The following is an 18,429-nucleotide window of genomic DNA, read 5'->3' on the forward strand; positions in this document are numbered from 1 at the left end:
AGGCCCACCACATGTCCAGGAGGTCCTTGCCGTGACGACCACACCCCAGGCGGTCCGCAGGCCATCCCCGCCCGGTCCGGAGGCCACCGCCGCCGGTCCCGAGTCGACCACCACCGCGCCGGCCGATCGGGTGGCGGCGCTGCTGCCGCACGCCGAACCGGTCCGGCTGCTCGACGAGTCCGGCCGCCGGGTCCCGGGCCCGGCCGAATACGCCGAACCGTCCCCCGAGACGCTCCGCGAGCTGTACCGCCGGATGGTGGTCGGCCGCCGGTTCGACCTGCAGTCGACCGCGTTGACCAAGCAGGGCCGGCTCGCCGTCTACCCGTCCGCCCGGGGCCAGGAGGCATGTCAGGTGGCCGGGGTGATGGCGGTCCGGGACACCGACTGGGTGTTCCCGACCTACCGCGAGTCGATGGCGCTGGTCGCCCGGGGGATCGACCCGGTCGAGGTGCTGACCCTGCTGCGCGGCGACTGGCACTGCGGGTACGACTCCGCCGCGCGGCGCACCGCGCCGCAGTGCACCCCCCTCGCGACCCAGACCGTGCACGCCGCCGGGCTCGCCTACGGCGAGGCGCACCAGGGCCGGGACACCGTCGCGCTGGCGTTCATCGGCGACGGCGCCACCAGCGAGGGCGACTTCCACGAGGGGGTCAACTTCGCCGCCGTGTTCCGGGCACCGGTGGTGTTCTTCGTGCAGAACAACCGGTACGCCATCAGCGTGCCGCTGTCCCGGCAGACGGCGGCGCCGGCCCTGTCGTACAAGGGTGTCGGCTACGGCATCGCCAGTGAGCAGGTGGACGGCAACGACCCGGTCGCCGTGCTGGCCGTGCTGAACCGGGCGGTGGAGCACGCCCGGTCGGGCAACGGTCCGTTCCTGGTGGAGGCGCACACCTACCGGATGGAACCGCACACCAACGCCGACGACGCCAGCCGTTACCGGGACGCCGACGAGGTGGCGGCCTGGGTGGGGCGGGACCCGATCGCCCGGCTGGAGACGTACCTGCGCGGGGTCGGTGCGCTGGACGACGCCGAGGTCGAGGCGGTCCGCGCCGAGGCCGAGGCGTTCGCCGCGGACCTGCGTACCCGGATGAACGCCGAACCGACGGTGGACCCGCTGTCGCTGTTCGCGCACGTCTACGCGGAGCCGACGCCGCAACTGGTCGAGCAGCGGGAGCAGGTCCAGGCCGAGCTGGCGGCCGCCCGGGACGAGGAGGGGGACGCCTGATGGCACCGGTGACGATGGCGAAGGCGCTGAACGCCGCGCTGCGCGACGCGATGGCCGACGACGACCGGGTGGTGGTGTTCGGCGAGGACGTCGGCCAGCTCGGCGGCGTCTTCCGGATCACCGACGGGCTGCTGGCGGCCTACGGGGACACCCGCTGCTTCGACACGCCGCTGGCCGAGGCCGGCATCGTCGGCTTCGCGGTCGGGATGGCGATGTCCGGGCTGCGCCCGGTGGTGGAGATGCAGTTCGACGCGTTCGCCTACCCCGCCTTCGAGCAGATCGCCTCGCACGTGGCGAAGCTGCGCAACCGGACCCGGGGCGCGCTGAGCGTGCCGATCGTGATCCGGGTGCCGTACGCGGGTGGCATCGGCGGCGTGGAGCACCACTGCGACTCCAGCGAGGCGTACTACGCGCACACCCCGGGGCTGAAGGTGGTCACCCCGGCGACGGTGGACGACGCGTACTCGCTGTTGCGGGCGGCGATCGCGGACCCGGACCCGGTGGTGTTCATGGAGCCGAAGAAGCTCTACTTCTCGGTGGCCGAGGCCGAGCTGCCGGTCGACACCGAGCCGTTCGGCCGGGCCGTGATCCGCCGGCCCGGCCGGGACGCGACCCTGGTGGCGTACGGGCCGTCGGTGCCGGTGGCGCTGGAGGCCGCCGCGGCCGCCACCGACGAGGGCTGGGACCTGGAGGTGGTCGACCTGCGCACGATCGTGCCGTTCGACGACGCCACGGTGGTCGAGTCGGTCCGCCGCACCGGTCGGTGCGTCGTGATCCAGGAGGCGCAGGGCTTCGCCGGGGTGGGCGCCGAGATCGCCGCGCGGGTGCAGGAGCGCTGCTTCCACTCGCTGCACGCCCCGGTGCTGCGGGTCAGCGGGCTGGACATCCCGTACCCGGCGCCGAAGCTGGAACACGTGCACCTGCCCGGCGTCGACCGGGTACTGGACGCGGTGGCCCGACTGCAGTGGGACGACCGGCCGGACACCCGGTGGCTGTCGGACGCGGCGGTGGCGGCATGACCGCCGGCACCACCCAGGTCTTCCTGCTGCCCGACCTGGGGGAAGGGCTGACCGAGGCGGAGATCGTCGAATGGCGGGTCGCCGTCGGTGACCTGGTCGAGGTCGACCAGGCGGTGGTCGAGGTGGAGACCGCCAAGGCCGTCGTGGACGTGCCCTGCCCGTACGCCGGGCGGGTGGTCGCCCTGCACGGCACACCCGGGCAGGCGCGGCCGGTCGGCCAGCCGCTGATCACGATCGAACCGGTCGACGGCGGTGACGGCGCGGCGCCGGAACCGCCCGGGCACGCCACCTACCGAAAGGAGGAGCGGGCCGGGTCGGGCAACGTGCTGATCGGCTACGGCACCGGGCACGGTCCGGGGCGGCGCCGCCGGGCCCGGGTGGGGACGCTCGCGGGGCGGCACCCCGGGTCCGTACCAGTCGATCCGCCGCCGCGCCGGATCGACCGGCTCCCGGCCATGCCGGTGGCCTCCGGCGGCGCCGGGGACGCGGCACCGCCGGCCGGCGACGCCGCCGGGGCGCCGCTGGTGATCTCCCCGCTGGTCCGCCGGTTGGCCCGGGAGCGGGGCATCGACGTACGGGTGGTGCGCGGCACCGGTCCCGGCGGGATGATCCGGCGCGGCGACATCGACGCGGCCCTGGTCGCCCGGGACGTCCTCGCCGCGCCGGGCGTCCGCGCCGCCGGGGCGGACCCCGACGGTACGGCCGGAGCGGGCGACGCGGCCCGGGGCGGGTTCCCGACCGGCGACGCCGACGTGGTCATCCCGCTGCGTGGGGTGCGCAAGACGATCGCGGACAAGCTCGCCCGCTCCCGGCGGGAGATCCCCGAGGTCACCATCTGGGTCGACGTGGACGCCACCGCGCTGCTGGCGACCCGCGCCGAGATCAACGTGGCCCGGCCCGACCGGCCCGACCGGCCGGTCGGCGTGCTGGCCCTGCTGGCCCGGATCTGCGTCTCCGGTCTGCGGCGCTTCCCGCAGCTCAACGCCCGGGTCGACACCGAGCGGCAGCAGATCGTCCAGTCCGGCGCGATCCATCTCGGCATCGCCGCGCAGACCGACCGGGGGCTGCTGGTGCCGGTGATCCCGGACGCCGGCCGGCTGACCACCTGGGAACTGGCCGACGCGCTGGCCGAGACCACGGCGGCGGCCCGGGCCGGCTTGCTGCCGCCCGCGCGGCTGACCGGCGGCACGTTCACGCTGAACAATTACGGCGTGTTCGGGGTGGACGGCTCCACCCCGATCATCAACCATCCGGAGGCGGCGCTGCTCGGGGTGGGCCGTATCGTCGACAAGCCGTGGGTGGTGGACGGGCAGCTCGCCGTCCGCAAGGTGACCCAGCTCAGCCTCACCTTCGACCACCGGGTCTGCGACGGCGGGGTGGCCGGCGGTTTTCTGCGGCACGTGGCGGACCGCGTCGAACGCCCGGCCCTGCTGATCGCCGACGCCTGACCCGTCCCGGTCCCCAATTCCTGGCGGGGAGCGCGTTTGCTCCCCGCCAGGAGGGTATCCGCCGGCGACGGCCGAGCCAGGGGGCGGGGATGACGGACGAGGCGCCGGACTACTTCGAGCCGGCGGGTGGCGCCGTGCTCACCCATCTGTTGATCGTGCGTGACGTCGACCGGTCCCGGGACTTCTACCAGCGGGTGCTCGGCGCCGAGGTGGTCCGGGACCGGATGCCGGCGATCCTGCGCTTCCACAACAGCTACATCGTGCTCAACACCGAGGGCGGCCCGACCGACGACAAACCGGGGGTCCAAGCCCAGGCGCCGGCCGACTCGGCCACGCTGGGCTGTGCGATGAACATCCGGGTCACCGACGTCCGTGCGGTCTATGACGAGTGGCGCTCCCGGGGCGGCGAGTTCCTGACCGAGCCGAAGGACCACGGCGTGGAGATCCGCTGTTACCTGCGGGACCCGGACGGCTATCTGATCGAGGTCGGCCAGGGGACCGGCATCCGGGCCGAGATGTGACCAGCCAGCGGCCGCGGTCCGTCCTCGATCCACCTATGGGCTGGTCACCGGCGTCACCAGGGTTCCGTCCGCCAGGAACTGGAACAGGTTCTGTAGGACGAGCTCGGCCATGGCCTCGCGGGTTTCCTGGGTGCCGCTACCCACGTGGGGGAGTACCACCACGTTGTCGAGGCTGAGGAGTTCGGCCGGTACGTGCGGCTCGTTGACGAACGTGTCGAGTCCGGCGCCGGCGATGCGATGGTGCGCCAGGCTGTCGACGAGGGCGGCTTCGTTGACGATGGAGCCCCGGGCCACGTTGACCAGAAAGCCGTCCGGCCCTAGGGCGTCGAGCACCTCGGCCGAGATCAGACCCCGCGATGAGTCGCCACCGGAGGCCGCCACGATGAGAATGTCGGAGCGGGCCGCCAGCGCGATGACCGAGTCGACGTAGGGGTACGGGACGTCGGCGCGCCGGTTGCGGTTGTGATAGGCGACGTGGATGTTGAAGCCGGCAAGCCGATGGGCTATCGCCAAGCCGATCCGGCCAAGACCGAGGATGCCCACCGTCGTACCGCTGACCCGTCGGGTAAGCGGGAAGTTGCCCTTGGCCAGCCAATCTCCTCTGCGGATGTACCGGTCCGCGGCGCTCAGACTCCGCATGACGTCGATCAGGGCACCCACGGCGGTATCGGCGACACAGTCCGTGAGCACGTCGGGCGTGTTGCTGAGGATGAGTCCGCGGCTGCGTACCGAGTCGATGTTCGTGGTGTCGTACCCCACGCCGAAGTTGATGATCGCCTTGAGGTTGGGCAACGCGTCCATCAGCTGGTCGCTGACGCCCACTCGCCCGGATGTCACGGCCGCCACGAACTCCTTGCCGCGTTGGTTCAGGAACGAGTCCGTGTCTGGTGCGTCGGGCAGCCGGACAGCGGCGAATCTCGATCGGAGTCTGGCCTCGAGCGAGGCCATCAATGGCCCCACCTGCAGTACTCGGCCACCGGCTGTCCGTTCGGTCATGGTCAACCTGTTCGTCGAAGGAATGGGGGTACGTGGGCGCTGGCATACCTGTCCACGTCAGATATGGCATGGTCCAATACCCGTACGGCATAAGGAGGGTGATCATGTTCAGTCTGGACCAGGTGCGCGGCTTCGTCGCCGTCGCCGAAGAGGGCAACTTCGCGCGCGCCGCCGAGCGGCTGCGGATAACCCAACCACCGTTGAGCCGTCAGGTGCAGAAGCTGGAGCGGGCGGTCGGGGTCGATCTTCTCAACCGGACCGCCCGGGGCGTGGGACTGACCCCGGCCGGCCGGGTGTTCCTGGAGGAATCGCGCCGGTTGCTCAGTCTCGCGGACGCGGCGCCGTTGTTGGCCCAGCGTGCGGCGCACGGCTCGAAGGGAACGCTGCGGCTCGGGTTCACCGCGGTGGCCGCGCTGAGCGTTCTCGGTCGGTGGGTCAAGTACCTCGACGAGCGGCTGCCCGAGGTGGACCTCGTGCTCAAGGAGATGGTCACCGGGGTGCAGGTCGAAGCGCTGCTGGCGAACGAGATCGACCTGGGCCTGCTGCGAGGGGTGCCCCGGTCAGGGGTGCTGCGGGCCGCGTTGGTGCACACGGAGTCGCTGCTCCTCGCGGTCCCGCGTGGGCACGTACTCACCCGGCTGGGCCGGCGGCCCCGCCTGCACGAGGTAGCTGATTTCAACATCATCACCTACTCGCCGTCAGAGGCCCGCTACTTTCACGAACTGATCGTCGCGGCGTTCCGGACGGCCGGCGTCGAGCCCCGCTACACGCAGCACGCGACCCAGGTCAACAGCGTGCTCTCCCTGGTTAACGCCGGGCTGGGGGTGGCACTGGTGCCGGCGTCCGCAGCTGCCATGCGGTTGGCGAATCTCCAGTTTCTGGAGGTTGACGGGCCCGAGCCGGACTGCGTCGAGGTCTACGCCGCCTGGCGTCCCCGCAATGACAGTCCAGCCCTCGCGGTGCTGCTCGATCACGCTGCGGCCGCGCCGTTCACCTGAAGGAAACCTGTTCGGAACCCTTGAAGTCGCCAGCAACCCGTTCCTACGCTTGCCCACCAGCACAGACTCAATTCACATATGTAGACGCCCGCTTGTCATGGGTGGGACCCATGACGTGGCTGGCCCGACAGCACGTTGGGTCAGAGCCAGACGTGACCGCCGGCCATCGGGTTGACGAGGCGGGCGATTTTGGTCTGGACCTGGCGCATGATCTCGACCACCTCCAGCTCGCGTTGCGGGGTCAGCCGAGCCAGCGGGATGGAGACGCTGATGGCGTCGGTAGCCGGCTCCGCGTAATGCAGTGCGACCGCGTAGCAGCGCAGGCCAAGACTGTTCTCCTGTTCGTCGATCGCGTAACCCCTCTTGCGGGTGCGTTCCAGCTCGGCATCGAGCGCGGAGTGGTCGACGATCGTGTACGGGGTCAACGCCACCAGGGTTTCCGGAATGTGCCCTCGGCGTTGTTCCGGGGTGCGTTCGGCCAGCAGCACCTTGCCGAGCGACGTGGTGTACGCGGGCAGTCGCCGACCGATCCGGCTGTAGGGGCGCAGGTACTGGCTGGACTCCAGGGTGGCCAGATACACCACGTCCACTCCGTCCAGTCGGCCGAGGTGGAACGTCTCGTCGAACTGCTCCCGGAGTTGACTCAGGAAGGGCAGGACCATCGGCAGACAGGGATCGGTGTCGAGATAGCTGGTCCCGGCCAGCAGCGCCCGGATACCGATGCCGTACATGCTGCCCGACGCGTCCGCGCGCACCCATCCGTGCTTGATCAGGGTGCGCAGCAGCGCGTGCAGGCTGCTCCGTGGAACGCCGAGGGCCTCGCTCAGCTCGCGCAGGCGGGCGGGGCGGTTCTGTCTCGCCGCGAGGTACTCCAGCAGTTCGACCGTGCGCACGGCCGACTTGACCGCCCGGACACCGCCGGTCTCTTCGAGGTTGTCTGCCACGGCCTCGACGACTCCTTCAACGCGTATCGGGCGGCTCCGCCTGAGCGAGGCTAGCCGACCAGGTGCACAAGTTCCACATATGAGAACGAAGGTTGGGTCGGTGAGCCGGATCGGCGGTCGTGGGCAAGCCGGTCATACGAGGCGAGGGGTTCAGCGAGCGGGTCGAGACGGTGGCGATGCTGAGAAGGTATCGCACGATACTAAATTCATGTTGGACGGGTATGAGCTGGCCTCGGTAACCTCCCGGACACCTATTCGAAATTGGAGCCCTGAGTCATGACGCGATACCTCCCCGAAGAACTTCAGCAGGTGCTGGGGGCCGGGCTGCTCTCCTTCCCGGTCACCCACTTCACCGACGAGTTGGAGTTCGACGAGGCGGCCTACCGCGCCAACCTGAGCTGGCTGTCGTCGCACGCGGCGGCGGGCTTGTTCGCGGCGGGCGGAACGGGCGAGTTCTTCTCCCTGACCCCTGGCGAGGTGGCCCGGGTCGTGCGTGCCGCGGTCGAGGCGAGCGGCGGCGCGACGCCGATCATCGGCCCGGCCGGCTACGGCACCGCGACCGCCGCCGAGATGGCCCGCGACGCGGAGCGGGCGGGAGCCGACGGGGTCCTGCTGTTTCCGCCCTACCTGACCGAGGCCAGCCAGGAGGGTCTGACCGCGCACGTCCAGGCAGTCTGCGCCGCCACCTCGCTGGGCGTGATCGTCTACCACCGGGCCAACGCCACGCTCACCGTGTCGACGATGGAGAACCTTGTCCGGACCTGCCCCAATCTGGTCGGCTTCAAGGACGGGGTCGGTGACATCGAGTTGATGACCAGCCTGTACGCGACGGTGGGTAATCGTCTGCTCTACATCGGGGGTCTGCCCACCGCCGAGACCTTCGCCCTGCCCTACCTCGAACTCGGCGTTACCACCTACTCCTCCGCGATCTTCAATTTCGCGCCAGAGTTCGCCCTCGGCTTCTACCAGGCCGTGCGGACCCGGGACCGCACCGAGGTCTACCGCAGGCTGAACGACTTCGTGCTGCCCTATTTGAAGATCAGGAGCCGCAAGCCCGGCTACGCGGTCTCGATCGTGAAGGCCGGCATGCGGGCGGTCGGCCGCTCGGCCGGCCCGGTCCGGCCCCCCCTGACCGACCTCACCGCGGACGAACAGGCCATCCTGACCACCCTCATCGAGAAGTTGGACTGAACGTATGACCACCATCGATGCCAACAGCACGTCCGTCAAGACGGATCTGACCGGCGCCATGCTGATCGGGGGTAGTGAGGTCCGAGGCGGCACCGGCGAGGTCCGCGCGGTGAACCCGCACACCGGGGAGCAACTCGAACCGGCGTACGGGCTGGGCGGCACCACCGAGGTCGACCGCGCCGCGGAGCTGGCCTGGGCGGCGTTCGACAGCTACCGGCACACCGACCTGGAGACCAGAGCCGCGTTCCTGGAGACGATCGCCGCCAACATCGAGTCGCTCGGCGACCTCCTGATCGACCGGGTGCAGGCCGAGACCGGCATCGTCCGGGCCCGAGTGACGGGCGAACGCGCCCGCACCTGCAACCAGCTGCGCCTGTTCGCCTCGGTCGTGCGCGAGGGCAGCTGGCTCGGCGCGCGCATCGATCCGGCGCAGCCCGATCGGACGCCGCTGCCGCGGGCGGACATCCGCCAGCGCCGCATCCCCCTCGGTCCCGTGGCGGTCTTCGGCGCGAGCAACTTCCCGCTGGCGTTCTCGGTGGCCGGCGGCGACACCGCCGCCGCGCTGGCCGCCGGCGCCCCGGTCGTGGTCAAGGCACACCAGGCCCACCCCGGCACCTCCGAGCTGGTCGGACGGGCCATCCAGGCCGCCGTCCGGCAGCACGACCTGCCCGAGGGGGTCTTCTCGCTGCTGTTCGGGGACGGTCGCGGACTCGGGACCGACCTGGTCCGGCACCCGCGGATCAAGGCCGTCGGGTTCACCGGGTCCCGCGAGGCCGGACTGGCCCTGGCCGCGGCGGCGGCCGGCCGCCCGGAGCCCATCCCCGTCTACGCCGAGATGTCCAGCGTCAATCCCGTGATCATTCTCCCCGGCGCCCTGGCCGCGACGGGTGCCGAGCTGGGCAGGGCGCTGATCGGCTCGGTCACCACCGGCGTCGGTCAGCTGTGTACCAGCCCGGGCCTGGTCTTCCTTCGCGACCAGAAGGGCTTCGACGAATTCCTCGCCGCGGCGGCCGACGCCGTGCGGGCGTCCCCGGCCGCCCCCATGCTCACGGCCGGCATCTGCGCCGCTTTCACCGCCGGGGTCGACCGGCTGCGGGCCACCGACGGCGTCAGCCCGGTGGCCAACGGCGGCGAGGACGACACGATCGTCTCGGCCGGCCGTACCGGCCTCTTCGTGACCGACGGGGCGACCTACCTCGCCAATCCCGCCCTGCACGAGGAGATCTTCGGGGCCGTGTCCCTGGTGGTGCGCGTCGCCGACGACGAGCAGCTCCACGAGATCATCGAGCGGCTCGACGGGCAGCTGACCGCGACCGTGCACGCGACTCCGGACGACTACGAGGAAGCGCGACGATTGCTGCCCCGGCTGGAGCTCAGGGCCGGCCGGGTGCTGTTCAACGGCTGGCCGACCGGGGTCGAGGTGGGACACGCCGTCGTGCACGGCGGACCGTTCCCGGCGACGTCCGACTCCCGTACCACCTCGGTGGGGACGTTGGCGATCGAGCGGTTCCTGCGACCGGTCAGTTACCAGGACGTGCCCGCCGACCTCCTGCCGGTCGCCCTGGCCGACGACAACCCGCTCAACCTGTGGCGGCGCGTCGACGGACAACTCGGACGGCACTGACACCCGCCCCGCCGTAGCCGTAACCCACCACCCCGACAAGGTGCCAGCAATCATGACAACCGACACGGTCCCACCGGGCACGCCGGTCGTGACCGACATGCGCGTCGTGCCGGTCGCCGGCCACGACTCCATGCTGCTCAACCTCAGCGGTGCGCACGGCCCGTTCTTCACCCGCAACATCGTCATCCTCACCGACAGCACCGGGCACGTCGGTGTCGGTGAGGTGCCGGGGGGTCAGGCCATCGCCCAGACCCTGCAGGACTCCCGTGACCTCGTGGTCGGTCGTCCGGTCGGGCACTACCACGCCGTGCTGGGTGCCGTCCGACGCCGTTTCGGCGACCGCGACGCCGGTGGGCGCGGCGTGCAGACGTTCGACCTGCGCACCACCGTCCATGTGGTCACCGCGTTGGAGGCCGCGCTGCTGGACCTGCTCGGGCAGTACCTTGAGGTCCCGGTGGCCGCCCTGCTCGGCGACGGCCAGCAGCGCACCAGCGTCCCGACGTTGGGCTACCTGTTCTTCATCGGCGACCGCAACCGCACGGACCTGCCCTACCGGTCCGAGGAAAACGCGGCCGACGACTGGCTGCGTCTGCGGCACGAGGAGGCCCTGACGCCGGGCGCGGTCGTGGCCCTGGCCGAGGCGGCCCAAACCCGCTACGGCTTCCGGGACTTCAAGCTCAAGGGTGGTGTGCTGCCCGGTCCCGTGGAGGTCGAGGCGGTCACCGCCCTGGCCGCCCGGTTCCCGCAGGCCCGCATCACGCTTGACCCGAACGGCGGCTGGCTGCTGCGTGAGGCCATCGAACTGTGCCGAGGCCTGGGCGACGTGCTCGCCTACGCCGAGGACCCGTGCGGGGCCGAGGGCGTCTTCTCGGCCCGTGAGCTGATGGCGGAGTTTCGGCGGGCCACCGGCCTGCGTACCGCCACCAACATGATCGCCACCGATTGGCGCGAGCTGGCCCACGCGGTACGCGCCGACGCGGTCGACATTCCGTTGGCCGATCCCCACTTCTGGACCATGGGCGGGTCGGTGCGCGTCGCCCAGTTGTGCGAGGCCTGGGGGCTGACCTGGGGATCGCACTCCAACAACCACTTCGACGTGTCGTTGGCGATGTTCACCCACGTCGCCGCCGCCGCGCCCGGAGACATCACCGCCATCGACACCCACTGGATCTGGCAGGACGGCCAGCGGCTCACGAAGAATCCGCTGACCATCGCCGGCGGTGCCATCGAGGTCCCCACCGCACCGGGACTCGGAGTGGAACTCGACCTCGAACGGGTCGAGGCGGCGCACGAGCTGTACGTGAAACACGGCCTCGGGGCCCGCGACGACGCCGTGGCCATGCAGTACCTCATCCCCGGGTGGGCCTTCGACCCCAAGCGTGCCTGCCTCGCCCGAGGCTGAACCACCCCCGAACCCCCGAAAAGCTCAACGAGGAGTCCGCTCATGAATCTGTCCGTCTGGTCCCGTGGCACCGCACGCCGACGCCTGCTGGCCGGGCTGGCCGCGCTGGCGGTGCTGCCGGCCGCCGCCTGCTCCGGTGTGCAGGGCGGCAAGGACGCCGCCGGCAGCAAATACCCCACCCGTGCCGTCCAGTTCACGGTGCCCTTCGCGGCGGGCGGCAGCAGCGATCTGATCAGCCGTGCCGTCGCCAAGGCCGCCGAGAAGCCGCTCGGCCAGTCGATCGTCATCACGAACAAGGCCGGCGCCAACGGCGCCGTGGGGGACAAGGAGGTGCTGGCCACCTCACCGGATGGCTACAACCTCGCCCTGGCGGTCAAGTCGCTGTTCGCGATCACACCGCTCGCCGTCAAGGACCCGACCGCCATCAAGATCGACAGCATGGAGATCGTGGCGACCCTGAACCAGGAGGACTACGTCCTCGTCGTCAACGGAAACTCCCCGTACAAGACGTTGCCGGATCTGCTCAAGGCGCCCACCATCCGGTACGCCACCGCGGGCGTGGGCACCGGGGCCCAACTGTCGCAGGCGTTGCTGTTCAAGGCCGCGAACGTGAAGGCGACGGACGTGCCGTTCGACGGTGGCGCGCCGGCCACGACGGCTCTGCTCGGCAACCAGGTGGAGGCCCTGTCCGCCTCGCTCGCCGAGACCATGCCGCAGATCAAGGCCGGAAAGCTCCGCCCGCTCGCCGTCTTCTCGGAGAAGCGGAGCACCTACCTGCCCGACGTCCCCACCGCCAAGGAGCAGGGCTTCGACGTCGTGGTCGACCAGCGGCGCTTCGTCATCGCGCCGACGGGTCTGCCCGAGAACGTGTCGAAGGCGCTGGAGAGCGCGTTCACCGAGGCTCGTAAGGACGCGGCGTACGACAAGTTCCTCAAGGACAACTACATGGAGCGCTGGGAGGTCTCCGACGAGGATGCGCGGCAGCACCTCAAGGACGCCACCAAGCAGTACGCGGACCTGACGGCGAAGTTCGGGCTCACCTTCGGCTCGGGCAAATGACGGATCGGGAAACCGTCGAGGTCGACGCCGTGCCGCAGGACGACCTGCAGCCGGCGACCGAGCCGCCCGAGGGGGAGATCCCCCCGGGCGGCCCGGCCCTCGCCACCGTGGCCGGGGCCGTCCCCGTCCTGCTGGGCCTGGTCACGATCTGGCTCGCCAAGGGCCTCGGCTTCGGCACGCTGACCGAGCCGGGTCCGGGGCTCTGGCCGATGCTGGTCGCGGTGCTGCTCGTGTTCGCGGGTGTCGCCATCATGCTCGGCGTCCGCAGGGCGAAGGACACCGAGGCATTCACGCGGGGAACGACCGTCGTGGTCATCGCCGCGGCCAGCCTGGCGGTGTACGCGTTCCTGTTCGAACTCGTCGGCTTCGAGATCCCCACCGTGCTCCTGCTGGTGCTGTGGCTGAAGTTCTTCGGACGCGAGGGCTGGCGCTCGACGGCCGTCGTGTCGGTGGTGACCACGGCGGCCGTGTACGGACTGTTCATCATCGCGCTCGGGGTGCCGTTGCCCCACCTCATCGTCTTCTGACCGGAACTGGTCCCACCCATACCAAGGGACCGAGGGGAGATCCGCCATGGACCTAGCTCCTGTGTTATCCGGGTTCGCGGTGGTCTTCGAGCCACAGAACCTGTTGTACTGCCTGCTCGGCGTGACGCTCGGCATGCTGGTGGGCATCCTGCCGGGTCTCGGCCCGGCAGCGACCATCGCCATCCTGCTGCCGATCACGTACAACATCGAGCCCGCTGCGGCGGTCATCCTCCTCGCCGGCATCTTCTACGGTGCCCAGTACGGCGGCACGATCACGTCGGTACTGCTGCGGCTGCCGGGCGAGGCCTCATCGGTGGTGACCGTCATCGACGGGCATCAGATGGCTCGCCAGGGGAAGGCCGGCTCGGCACTCGGGATCGCGGCGATCGGCTCCTTCATCGGTGGTACCGCGTCGATCATCCTGCTGACGTTCATCGCACCCATGGTCGCCAGCTTCGCGCTGGAGTTCGGGCCCGCCGAGTACACCGTCCTGGCCCTGATCGGTATCTTGCTGGTCGCCACCCTGGGCAACGGGTCCCTGATCAAGAGCGTCGCGGCGGCCGGTGTCGGTCTCGTCCTCGCCACCGTGGGGCTCGATCCGATCGTGGGAACCTCCCGGTTCACGTTCGGCAGTGACCAGTTGGCGGACGGGATCGACTTCGTCATCGTCGCCATGGGGCTGTTCGGTGTCGGGGAGATCCTCTACAACCTGGAGCACCGGCTACGACCGCAACCAGCCGTACTGTCGTTCGGACGAGCCGTCCCCCGGCGGCTTGAGTGGCTCCAGTCCCGGATGGCCATCCTGCGCGGGTCGGTCGTCGGCTTCGTGCTCGGTGTGCTACCCGGCGGCGGCGCCACGATGTCCTCGCTCGTCGCGTACGCGGTGGAGAAGCGCTCGGCCAAGGACCCGTCGCGCTTCGGCAAGGGAGCGATCGAAGGGGTGGCCGGTCCGGAGAGCGCCAACAACGCGGCAGCGACGTCGTCGTTCATTCCGCTGCTGACGCTGGGTATCCCGGCGAACGCGACGATGGCCGTCCTGTTCGGTGCGTTGCTGCTGCAAGGCATCCCGCCAGGACCGCAGCTCATCAGCGAGCACCCGGACGTGTTCTGGGGGGTCATCAACTCCATGTACGTCGGGAACATCTTCCTGATTCTGCTCAGCATCCCGCTCATCGGAGTGTTCGTGCGCCTGCTCAAGGTCCGGGCGGGGATCCTGGCTCCGCTCACGATCCTGATCACCATGGTCGGCGTGTACAGCATCCGGAACAACGCCTTCGACATGTTCCTTGTCGTCGCGCTCGGCCTGCTCGGCTACGGAATGAAGAAGCTGGGCTTCGAGCCCGGTCCCTTCGTCCTCGCCTTCGTGCTCGGCAAGTTGCTGGAGTCGTCGTTCCGCAGGTCGATGCGTCTCTTCGGGGGAGATTTCATCGGCTTTGTTCAGCGCCCCGTGTCGGCGGTGCTCGTCGTCGTGCTCGTGCTGACCGTGGTCGTCGTGCCGATTCTCCGGGCCGTCCGCGGTCGACAGGCGGCGCGCGCGGAGCAGGTGGTCAGCAACGCCTGATCCGACAATCGGCAGCCCGGAGTCCTGGGGGACCGGGATACGGTGACGAGGAGAGGGCCGACGTGCGAGGGGTGCTCACCGGGTTTGCCGTTATCGCCACGGTCATCGCGGTCGGCTACGTGCTCGGACGCCGAGGGCTGCTGGGGCCGGAGGCGACCACGGTCCTCTCCCGGGTGTCGTTCTTCGTGGCGACTCCGGCGCTGCTGTTCGAGACTGTGGCCCGGGCCGATGTGCGCGCGGTCATCACGTCCGCCCTCGTCGTCACGGTGATCAGCACCACCGCCGTCGCGGCGCTGTTCGTGGTGGTCGCCAGGCTGTGCTGGCGCCGGTCGGTCGCCGAGGCGACGATCGGCGCGCTGGCCTCCTCGTACGTCAACGCGGCGAACATCGGCATCCCGATCGCGGTGTACGTCCTCGGTGACTCCTCGTTCGTCGTGCCCGTCCTGATGTTCCAGCTCGTCGTGATGGCGCCCCTCGCGTTCGCCGTCCTGGAGATCACGACGACGCGCGGTAGCCGGCGGCTGATCACGGTGGTGACCCAACCGCTCACCAACCCGGTCACCATCTCCTGCGGGCTGGGCCTCGCCGTCAACCTGACCGGCTGGCTGCCGCCGGAACCGGTGCTGAAGCCGATCGAACTCGTCGCGGCGATGGCCGTCCCCGCGGCGCTGATCGCCTACGGCATCTCGTTACGCGGTGCTTCCGCGCCCGGCTCCGGCGACACCGGGCCCGACGTCCGGCTCGCGGTCTTCCTGAAGACGGTGGCCCAGCCCGTTGTCGCCTACGTGGTCGCCCGCTTCGTGCTCGGCCTGCCGCACCCGATCGTGCTGGCCGGTACGGTCACCGCCGCGCTGCCGACGGCCCAGAACGTCTTCGTCTACGCGGTCCGGTACGGCCGGGGTGCGGTACTGGCGCGCGACACCGTACTCCTGTCGACCGTGGCCGCGGTTCCGGTGCTGCTCGGGGTGGCGGTACTCGCCGGTTGACCGGCGACCGGGAAACCCGCCGGGTTGTCCGCCCCCGCCCTCAACGGGCGAAGGTGCCCACCATGTTCGCACTGGCCAACTCGATGTCCTCGACGGCCCGGTGGATGTCCTGCGCTCCCGGGTTGGTGGGCAGCGCCAGCGGCTTGTCGACCGCGTACAGCCGGAAGAAGTAGCGGTGCGGGTCGTCGTTCTTCGGCGGGTGCGGGCCACCCCAGCCGGGGCTGCCGTAGCCGTTGGTCCATTCCCGGCCGCCACCCGGCAACTGACCTTCGTCCGTTCCTTGGCTGGCCGGGTCGATGCCGGTGACCAGCCAGTGCAGGAACGGCTCCCGGCCCGCGTCGGGGTCTTCGACCAGCAGCACCAGTTCGGTGGCCGACTCCGGTACGCCGGACCACGCCAACGGTGGAGAGAGATTGCCGCCGTCTCGGGAGAACCGGTCGGGCATCAGGTCGTGGTCGTTGAACGCCGTACTGCGGATGAGGATGCCAGCCATCAGACCCCGCTGCCTCCTTCGCGTCGTACCCGGCTGCCGCCGGCACGGTGACCGGGTCCCCGGTCGTGCCCCCGGCTACCCGAATCGGCTACGCCGAAACGGCGACCGGACCTGCCCACCGGACGTCCGGCGCAGGCCGCCCTCGCCGGCCACCAGCAGGTCGCGGACCAGCCGGCCCTTGGTGGCCTTGTTGAAGTGGCTGACCACGCTCAGCCTGCGGCCCGCGTCGCGACCGTCGTCCGCATGCCGTCGAGCATGAGGTTCAGGTACCAGGAGCCGACCGGCCGCCCACCCGGAACGCTCGCCCGGTTCCTGGCCGATCACGCCGAGGCACTGAACGCCTGAGATCGCGGGCCAGGTCGCGGGCGACGGCTCAGGACGGGGTGGTCGGGCCGGGGATGCGGCCCCGCTCGGCGCGGCCCGGGCCGGCCGGCGGATAACGCCGGCTCTGCACGGCCGCGTAGGTGCTCTCCAGCGCGGTCACCGTGCGGTCGAAGAACCGTTGCGCGGTGGCCACGAACAGGCAGTCCACCAGGGCGAGCTGGGCGATTCGGCTGGCCATCGCGCCGGACCGGAAGGTGGTCTCGCGGGCGGCGGTGGTCAGCACCAGGCTGGCGTGTTCGGTGATCGGCGACGGGCTGAAGTTGGTGACCGCGATGGTGGTGGCGCCCCGGCCCCGGGCCAGCCGCAGCGGCTCGACGGTGTCGATGGTGGTGCCGGTGTGCGAGATCGCCACCGCCACGTCGCCCTCGTTCAGCAGGGCGGCCGAGGTCAGCGCGGCGTGCGGGTCCGGCCAGGCGAAGGCGAACAGGCCGATGCGGTGCAGCTTCTGGTGCAGGTCCATGCCGACGAAGGCGCTGACGCCGATGCCGTAGATGTCGATCCGCCGGGCGGCGGCGAGGGCGTCCACGGCCCGGCGCAGCGCGTCCAGATCGAGGGTGGAGCCGGTCTCCTCGATGGCCCGCGCGTCACTGAAGATGATCTTCTTGACGATGGTGTCGAGGCTGTCGGTTCGGCTGATGTCGCCGCTGACGTGTTCGCCGTAGCCGTGCTGGGCCTCCTCCCGGGTGGCCGCCCGGGCCAGCGCCAGCCGCAGTTCCGGGAACCGGTCGATGCCCAGGGCGCGGCACAGCCGCATCAGCGTCGACTCGGAGGTGCCGCAGCGGCGGGCCAGGGCGCTGATCGACTCGGCGGCGGCGGCCCCCGGGTCGGCCAGGATCACCTCCGCGACGCGCCGCTCGGCGGGTCGCAGCGACGGCAGCGCCCCGCGCATCCGGACCAGGATGTCGCTGCTCGGGCCGGTGGTGCCGGCACTGGTGCGGGTCATCCGTCCTCTTCCCGTCAGCGGTTCACCGCGGCGGCGTCGGCCACGGCCCGGCGGAGTCCGGCGATGTCGGACCAGTCCCGGCTCGGGTGGACGCGGTTGGTCAGCAGAATTACCACGAGGCCGCGGCGGTTGTCGACCGTCAGTGAGGTGCCGGTGAACCCGGTGTGCCCGTACGCGCCGGAGCCGGCGAGCGCGCCCATCCAGTTCGGGTCGGCGATGCGGACCCCGAGTCCGTGTCGGAAGCCCGGGTCCAGGTGCGCCGGCAGGTGGTCCCGGGTCATCTCGGCGACCGTCTCCGGGCGCAGCACCCGTACCCCGTCAAGGCTGCCGCCCTGGCGCAGCATCTCGCCGAACCGGGCCAGGTCGGCGGCGGTGCCGAACAGCCCGGCGTTGCCGGCGGTGCCCCCCAGCGACCAGGAGTTCTCGTCGTGCACGCTGCCGCGGACCAGGCCCCGACCGGCGTCCGGCTGGTACTCGGTGGCGGCGGTTCGGGCGATCCGGGCGGGGTCGGGCAGGTAACCCGTGTCGGTCAGTCCGAGCGGTCGGCAGACCCGTTCGGTCACCAGGTCCGGCAGGGGCTGCCCGGTGATCCGTTCGGCGAGCAGCCCGGCGACGATGAACCCGACGCAGGAGTACTCGAAGGCGGTGCCGGGCGGGCTGACCAGGGGGGCGTTCAGGATCGCAGCGATCCGGGCGGACCGGTCGGGGTGGTCGGTCCACAACCGCAGCAGGGCCGGCAGGCCCGAGGTGTGGGTGAGCAGCCGCCGCGTGGTGACCTCGCGCCGTTCGGGGGTGTCGAACTCCGGCAGCCGACGGGCAACGGGTTCGTCCAGGTCCACCGTGCCCTCGTCGGCGAGGCCGAGCAGCACCGTGGTGGTGAACAGTTTGGTGACCGAGGCCAGGTCGAAGAGGGTGTCCGGGGTGACCGGTCGCCGGTCGGCGGCAGGTGCGGGAGTGCCGGTGGTGTCGGCCCACCGGGCCAGTTCGCCGACGGCGGCCGACTCCACCGGCCGGCCGTCGCGGTGGATCAGCGCCACGGCCGCGCTGAACGGCGGTCGATCCGTCGCCTCGACCGCTCTGATCAGGAGCTTCTCCACGCTGGGCACCG

At 70.7% G+C, this 18,429-nt stretch carries 18 protein-coding genes; 12 read left to right on the plus strand and 6 right to left on the minus strand.

All coding sequences use genetic code 11. The annotated features are described in order from the left end of the window. Positions 1–31: 31 nt before the first annotated feature. The 4 genes from pdhA to ACFOX0_RS27940 all read left to right on the plus strand — a co-directional run bounded on the left by pdhA (position 32) and on the right by ACFOX0_RS27940 (position 4,213). Positions 32–1,225, plus strand: coding sequence for a pyruvate dehydrogenase (acetyl-transferring) E1 component subunit alpha (pdhA, locus tag ACFOX0_RS27925; RefSeq protein ID WP_377551532.1), 1,194 nt, complete (start codon positions 32–34; stop codon positions 1,223–1,225). Beyond that, the gene (locus ACFOX0_RS27930; RefSeq protein ID WP_377551534.1) at positions 1,225–2,244 is read left to right on the plus strand and encodes an alpha-ketoacid dehydrogenase subunit beta; all 1,020 of its coding nucleotides are present in this window, start codon (positions 1,225–1,227) and stop codon (positions 2,242–2,244) included. Before pdhA ends, ACFOX0_RS27930 begins: the two co-directional genes overlap by 1 nt. Then, entirely contained in the window at positions 2,241–3,692 is a 1,452-nt protein-coding gene (locus tag ACFOX0_RS27935) for a dihydrolipoamide acetyltransferase family protein (protein ID WP_377551537.1), read from the plus strand. Before ACFOX0_RS27930 ends, ACFOX0_RS27935 begins: the two co-directional genes overlap by 4 nt. An 89-nt stretch (positions 3,693–3,781) precedes the next feature. Continuing rightward, the gene (locus ACFOX0_RS27940) at positions 3,782–4,213 is read left to right on the plus strand and encodes a VOC family protein (protein WP_377551540.1); all 432 of its coding nucleotides are present in this window, start codon (positions 3,782–3,784) and stop codon (positions 4,211–4,213) included. Between the two features lie 33 nt (positions 4,214–4,246). On the opposite strand, the gene ACFOX0_RS27945 is transcribed toward ACFOX0_RS27940, so the two are convergent. After that, entirely contained in the window at positions 4,247–5,161 is a 915-nt protein-coding gene (locus ACFOX0_RS27945) for a 2-hydroxyacid dehydrogenase (protein WP_377551542.1), read from the minus strand. Positions 5,162–5,313: 152 nt separating this feature from the next. On the opposite strand from ACFOX0_RS27945, the gene ACFOX0_RS27950 reads away from it, so the two are divergent. Further along, positions 5,314–6,207: a LysR family transcriptional regulator gene (locus ACFOX0_RS27950; RefSeq protein WP_377551545.1), complete on the plus strand. Its 894-nt coding sequence runs from the start codon at positions 5,314–5,316 to the stop codon at positions 6,205–6,207. 140 nt (positions 6,208–6,347) lie between these two features. On the opposite strand, the gene ACFOX0_RS27955 is transcribed toward ACFOX0_RS27950, so the two are convergent. Further along, positions 6,348–7,151: an IclR family transcriptional regulator gene (locus tag ACFOX0_RS27955; protein WP_377551547.1), complete on the minus strand. Its 804-nt coding sequence runs from the start codon at positions 7,149–7,151 to the stop codon at positions 6,348–6,350. 276 nt (positions 7,152–7,427) lie between these two features. On the opposite strand from ACFOX0_RS27955, the gene kdgD reads away from it, so the two are divergent. From kdgD to ACFOX0_RS27990, 7 genes are all read left to right on the plus strand, one after another. Then, positions 7,428–8,342: a 5-dehydro-4-deoxyglucarate dehydratase gene (gene kdgD / locus ACFOX0_RS27960; protein ID WP_377551549.1), complete on the plus strand. Its 915-nt coding sequence runs from the start codon at positions 7,428–7,430 to the stop codon at positions 8,340–8,342. A 4-nt stretch (positions 8,343–8,346) separates the two neighbouring features. After that, positions 8,347–9,966, plus strand: a complete 1,620-nt coding sequence (locus ACFOX0_RS27965) for an aldehyde dehydrogenase (NADP(+)) (protein ID WP_377551551.1) — start codon at positions 8,347–8,349, stop codon at positions 9,964–9,966. 52 nt (positions 9,967–10,018) lie between these two features. Beyond that, on the plus strand, positions 10,019–11,368 hold the full coding sequence (gene gudD, locus ACFOX0_RS27970; protein WP_377551554.1) for a glucarate dehydratase: 1,350 nt from the start codon (positions 10,019–10,021) through the stop codon (positions 11,366–11,368). Positions 11,369–11,410: 42 nt separating this feature from the next. After that, a complete protein-coding gene (locus ACFOX0_RS27975) occupies positions 11,411–12,427 on the plus strand; it encodes a tripartite tricarboxylate transporter substrate binding protein (protein ID WP_377551556.1) in 1,017 nt (338 codons plus the stop codon). Continuing rightward, complete coding sequence (locus tag ACFOX0_RS27980; RefSeq protein WP_377551558.1) at positions 12,424–12,954, plus strand: tripartite tricarboxylate transporter TctB family protein; 531 nt, start codon at positions 12,424–12,426, stop codon at positions 12,952–12,954. Before ACFOX0_RS27975 ends, ACFOX0_RS27980 begins: the two co-directional genes overlap by 4 nt. 46 nt (positions 12,955–13,000) lie before the next feature. Then, the gene (locus ACFOX0_RS27985; RefSeq protein ID WP_377551561.1) at positions 13,001–14,515 is read left to right on the plus strand and encodes a tripartite tricarboxylate transporter permease; all 1,515 of its coding nucleotides are present in this window, start codon (positions 13,001–13,003) and stop codon (positions 14,513–14,515) included. A gap of 62 nt (positions 14,516–14,577) precedes the next feature. Next, positions 14,578–15,501 (plus strand): AEC family transporter, encoded by a 924-nt coding sequence (locus ACFOX0_RS27990; RefSeq protein WP_377551563.1) that lies wholly within the window; start codon positions 14,578–14,580, stop codon positions 15,499–15,501. A gap of 40 nt (positions 15,502–15,541) precedes the next feature. On the opposite strand, the gene ACFOX0_RS27995 is transcribed toward ACFOX0_RS27990, so the two are convergent. From ACFOX0_RS27995 to ACFOX0_RS28010, 4 genes are all read right to left on the minus strand, one after another. Beyond that, positions 15,542–15,994, minus strand: coding sequence for a YbhB/YbcL family Raf kinase inhibitor-like protein (locus tag ACFOX0_RS27995; protein WP_377551566.1), 453 nt, complete (start codon positions 15,992–15,994; stop codon positions 15,542–15,544). Positions 15,995–16,069: 75 nt separating this feature from the next. Further along, the gene (locus tag ACFOX0_RS28000; protein WP_377551568.1) at positions 16,070–16,201 is read right to left on the minus strand and encodes a hypothetical protein; all 132 of its coding nucleotides are present in this window, start codon (positions 16,199–16,201) and stop codon (positions 16,070–16,072) included. Between the two features lie 166 nt (positions 16,202–16,367). Then, positions 16,368–17,321: a MurR/RpiR family transcriptional regulator gene (locus tag ACFOX0_RS28005; protein ID WP_377551570.1), complete on the minus strand. Its 954-nt coding sequence runs from the start codon at positions 17,319–17,321 to the stop codon at positions 16,368–16,370. 14 nt (positions 17,322–17,335) lie between these two features. Further along, on the minus strand, positions 17,336–18,427 hold the full coding sequence (locus tag ACFOX0_RS28010) for a serine hydrolase domain-containing protein (RefSeq protein WP_377551573.1): 1,092 nt from the start codon (positions 18,425–18,427) through the stop codon (positions 17,336–17,338). Positions 18,428–18,429: the final 2 nt, after the last annotated feature.

The organism is Micromonospora zhanjiangensis (assembly GCF_042650605.1).
Classification (GTDB): domain Bacteria; phylum Actinomycetota; class Actinomycetes; order Mycobacteriales; family Micromonosporaceae; genus Micromonospora_J; species Micromonospora_J zhanjiangensis.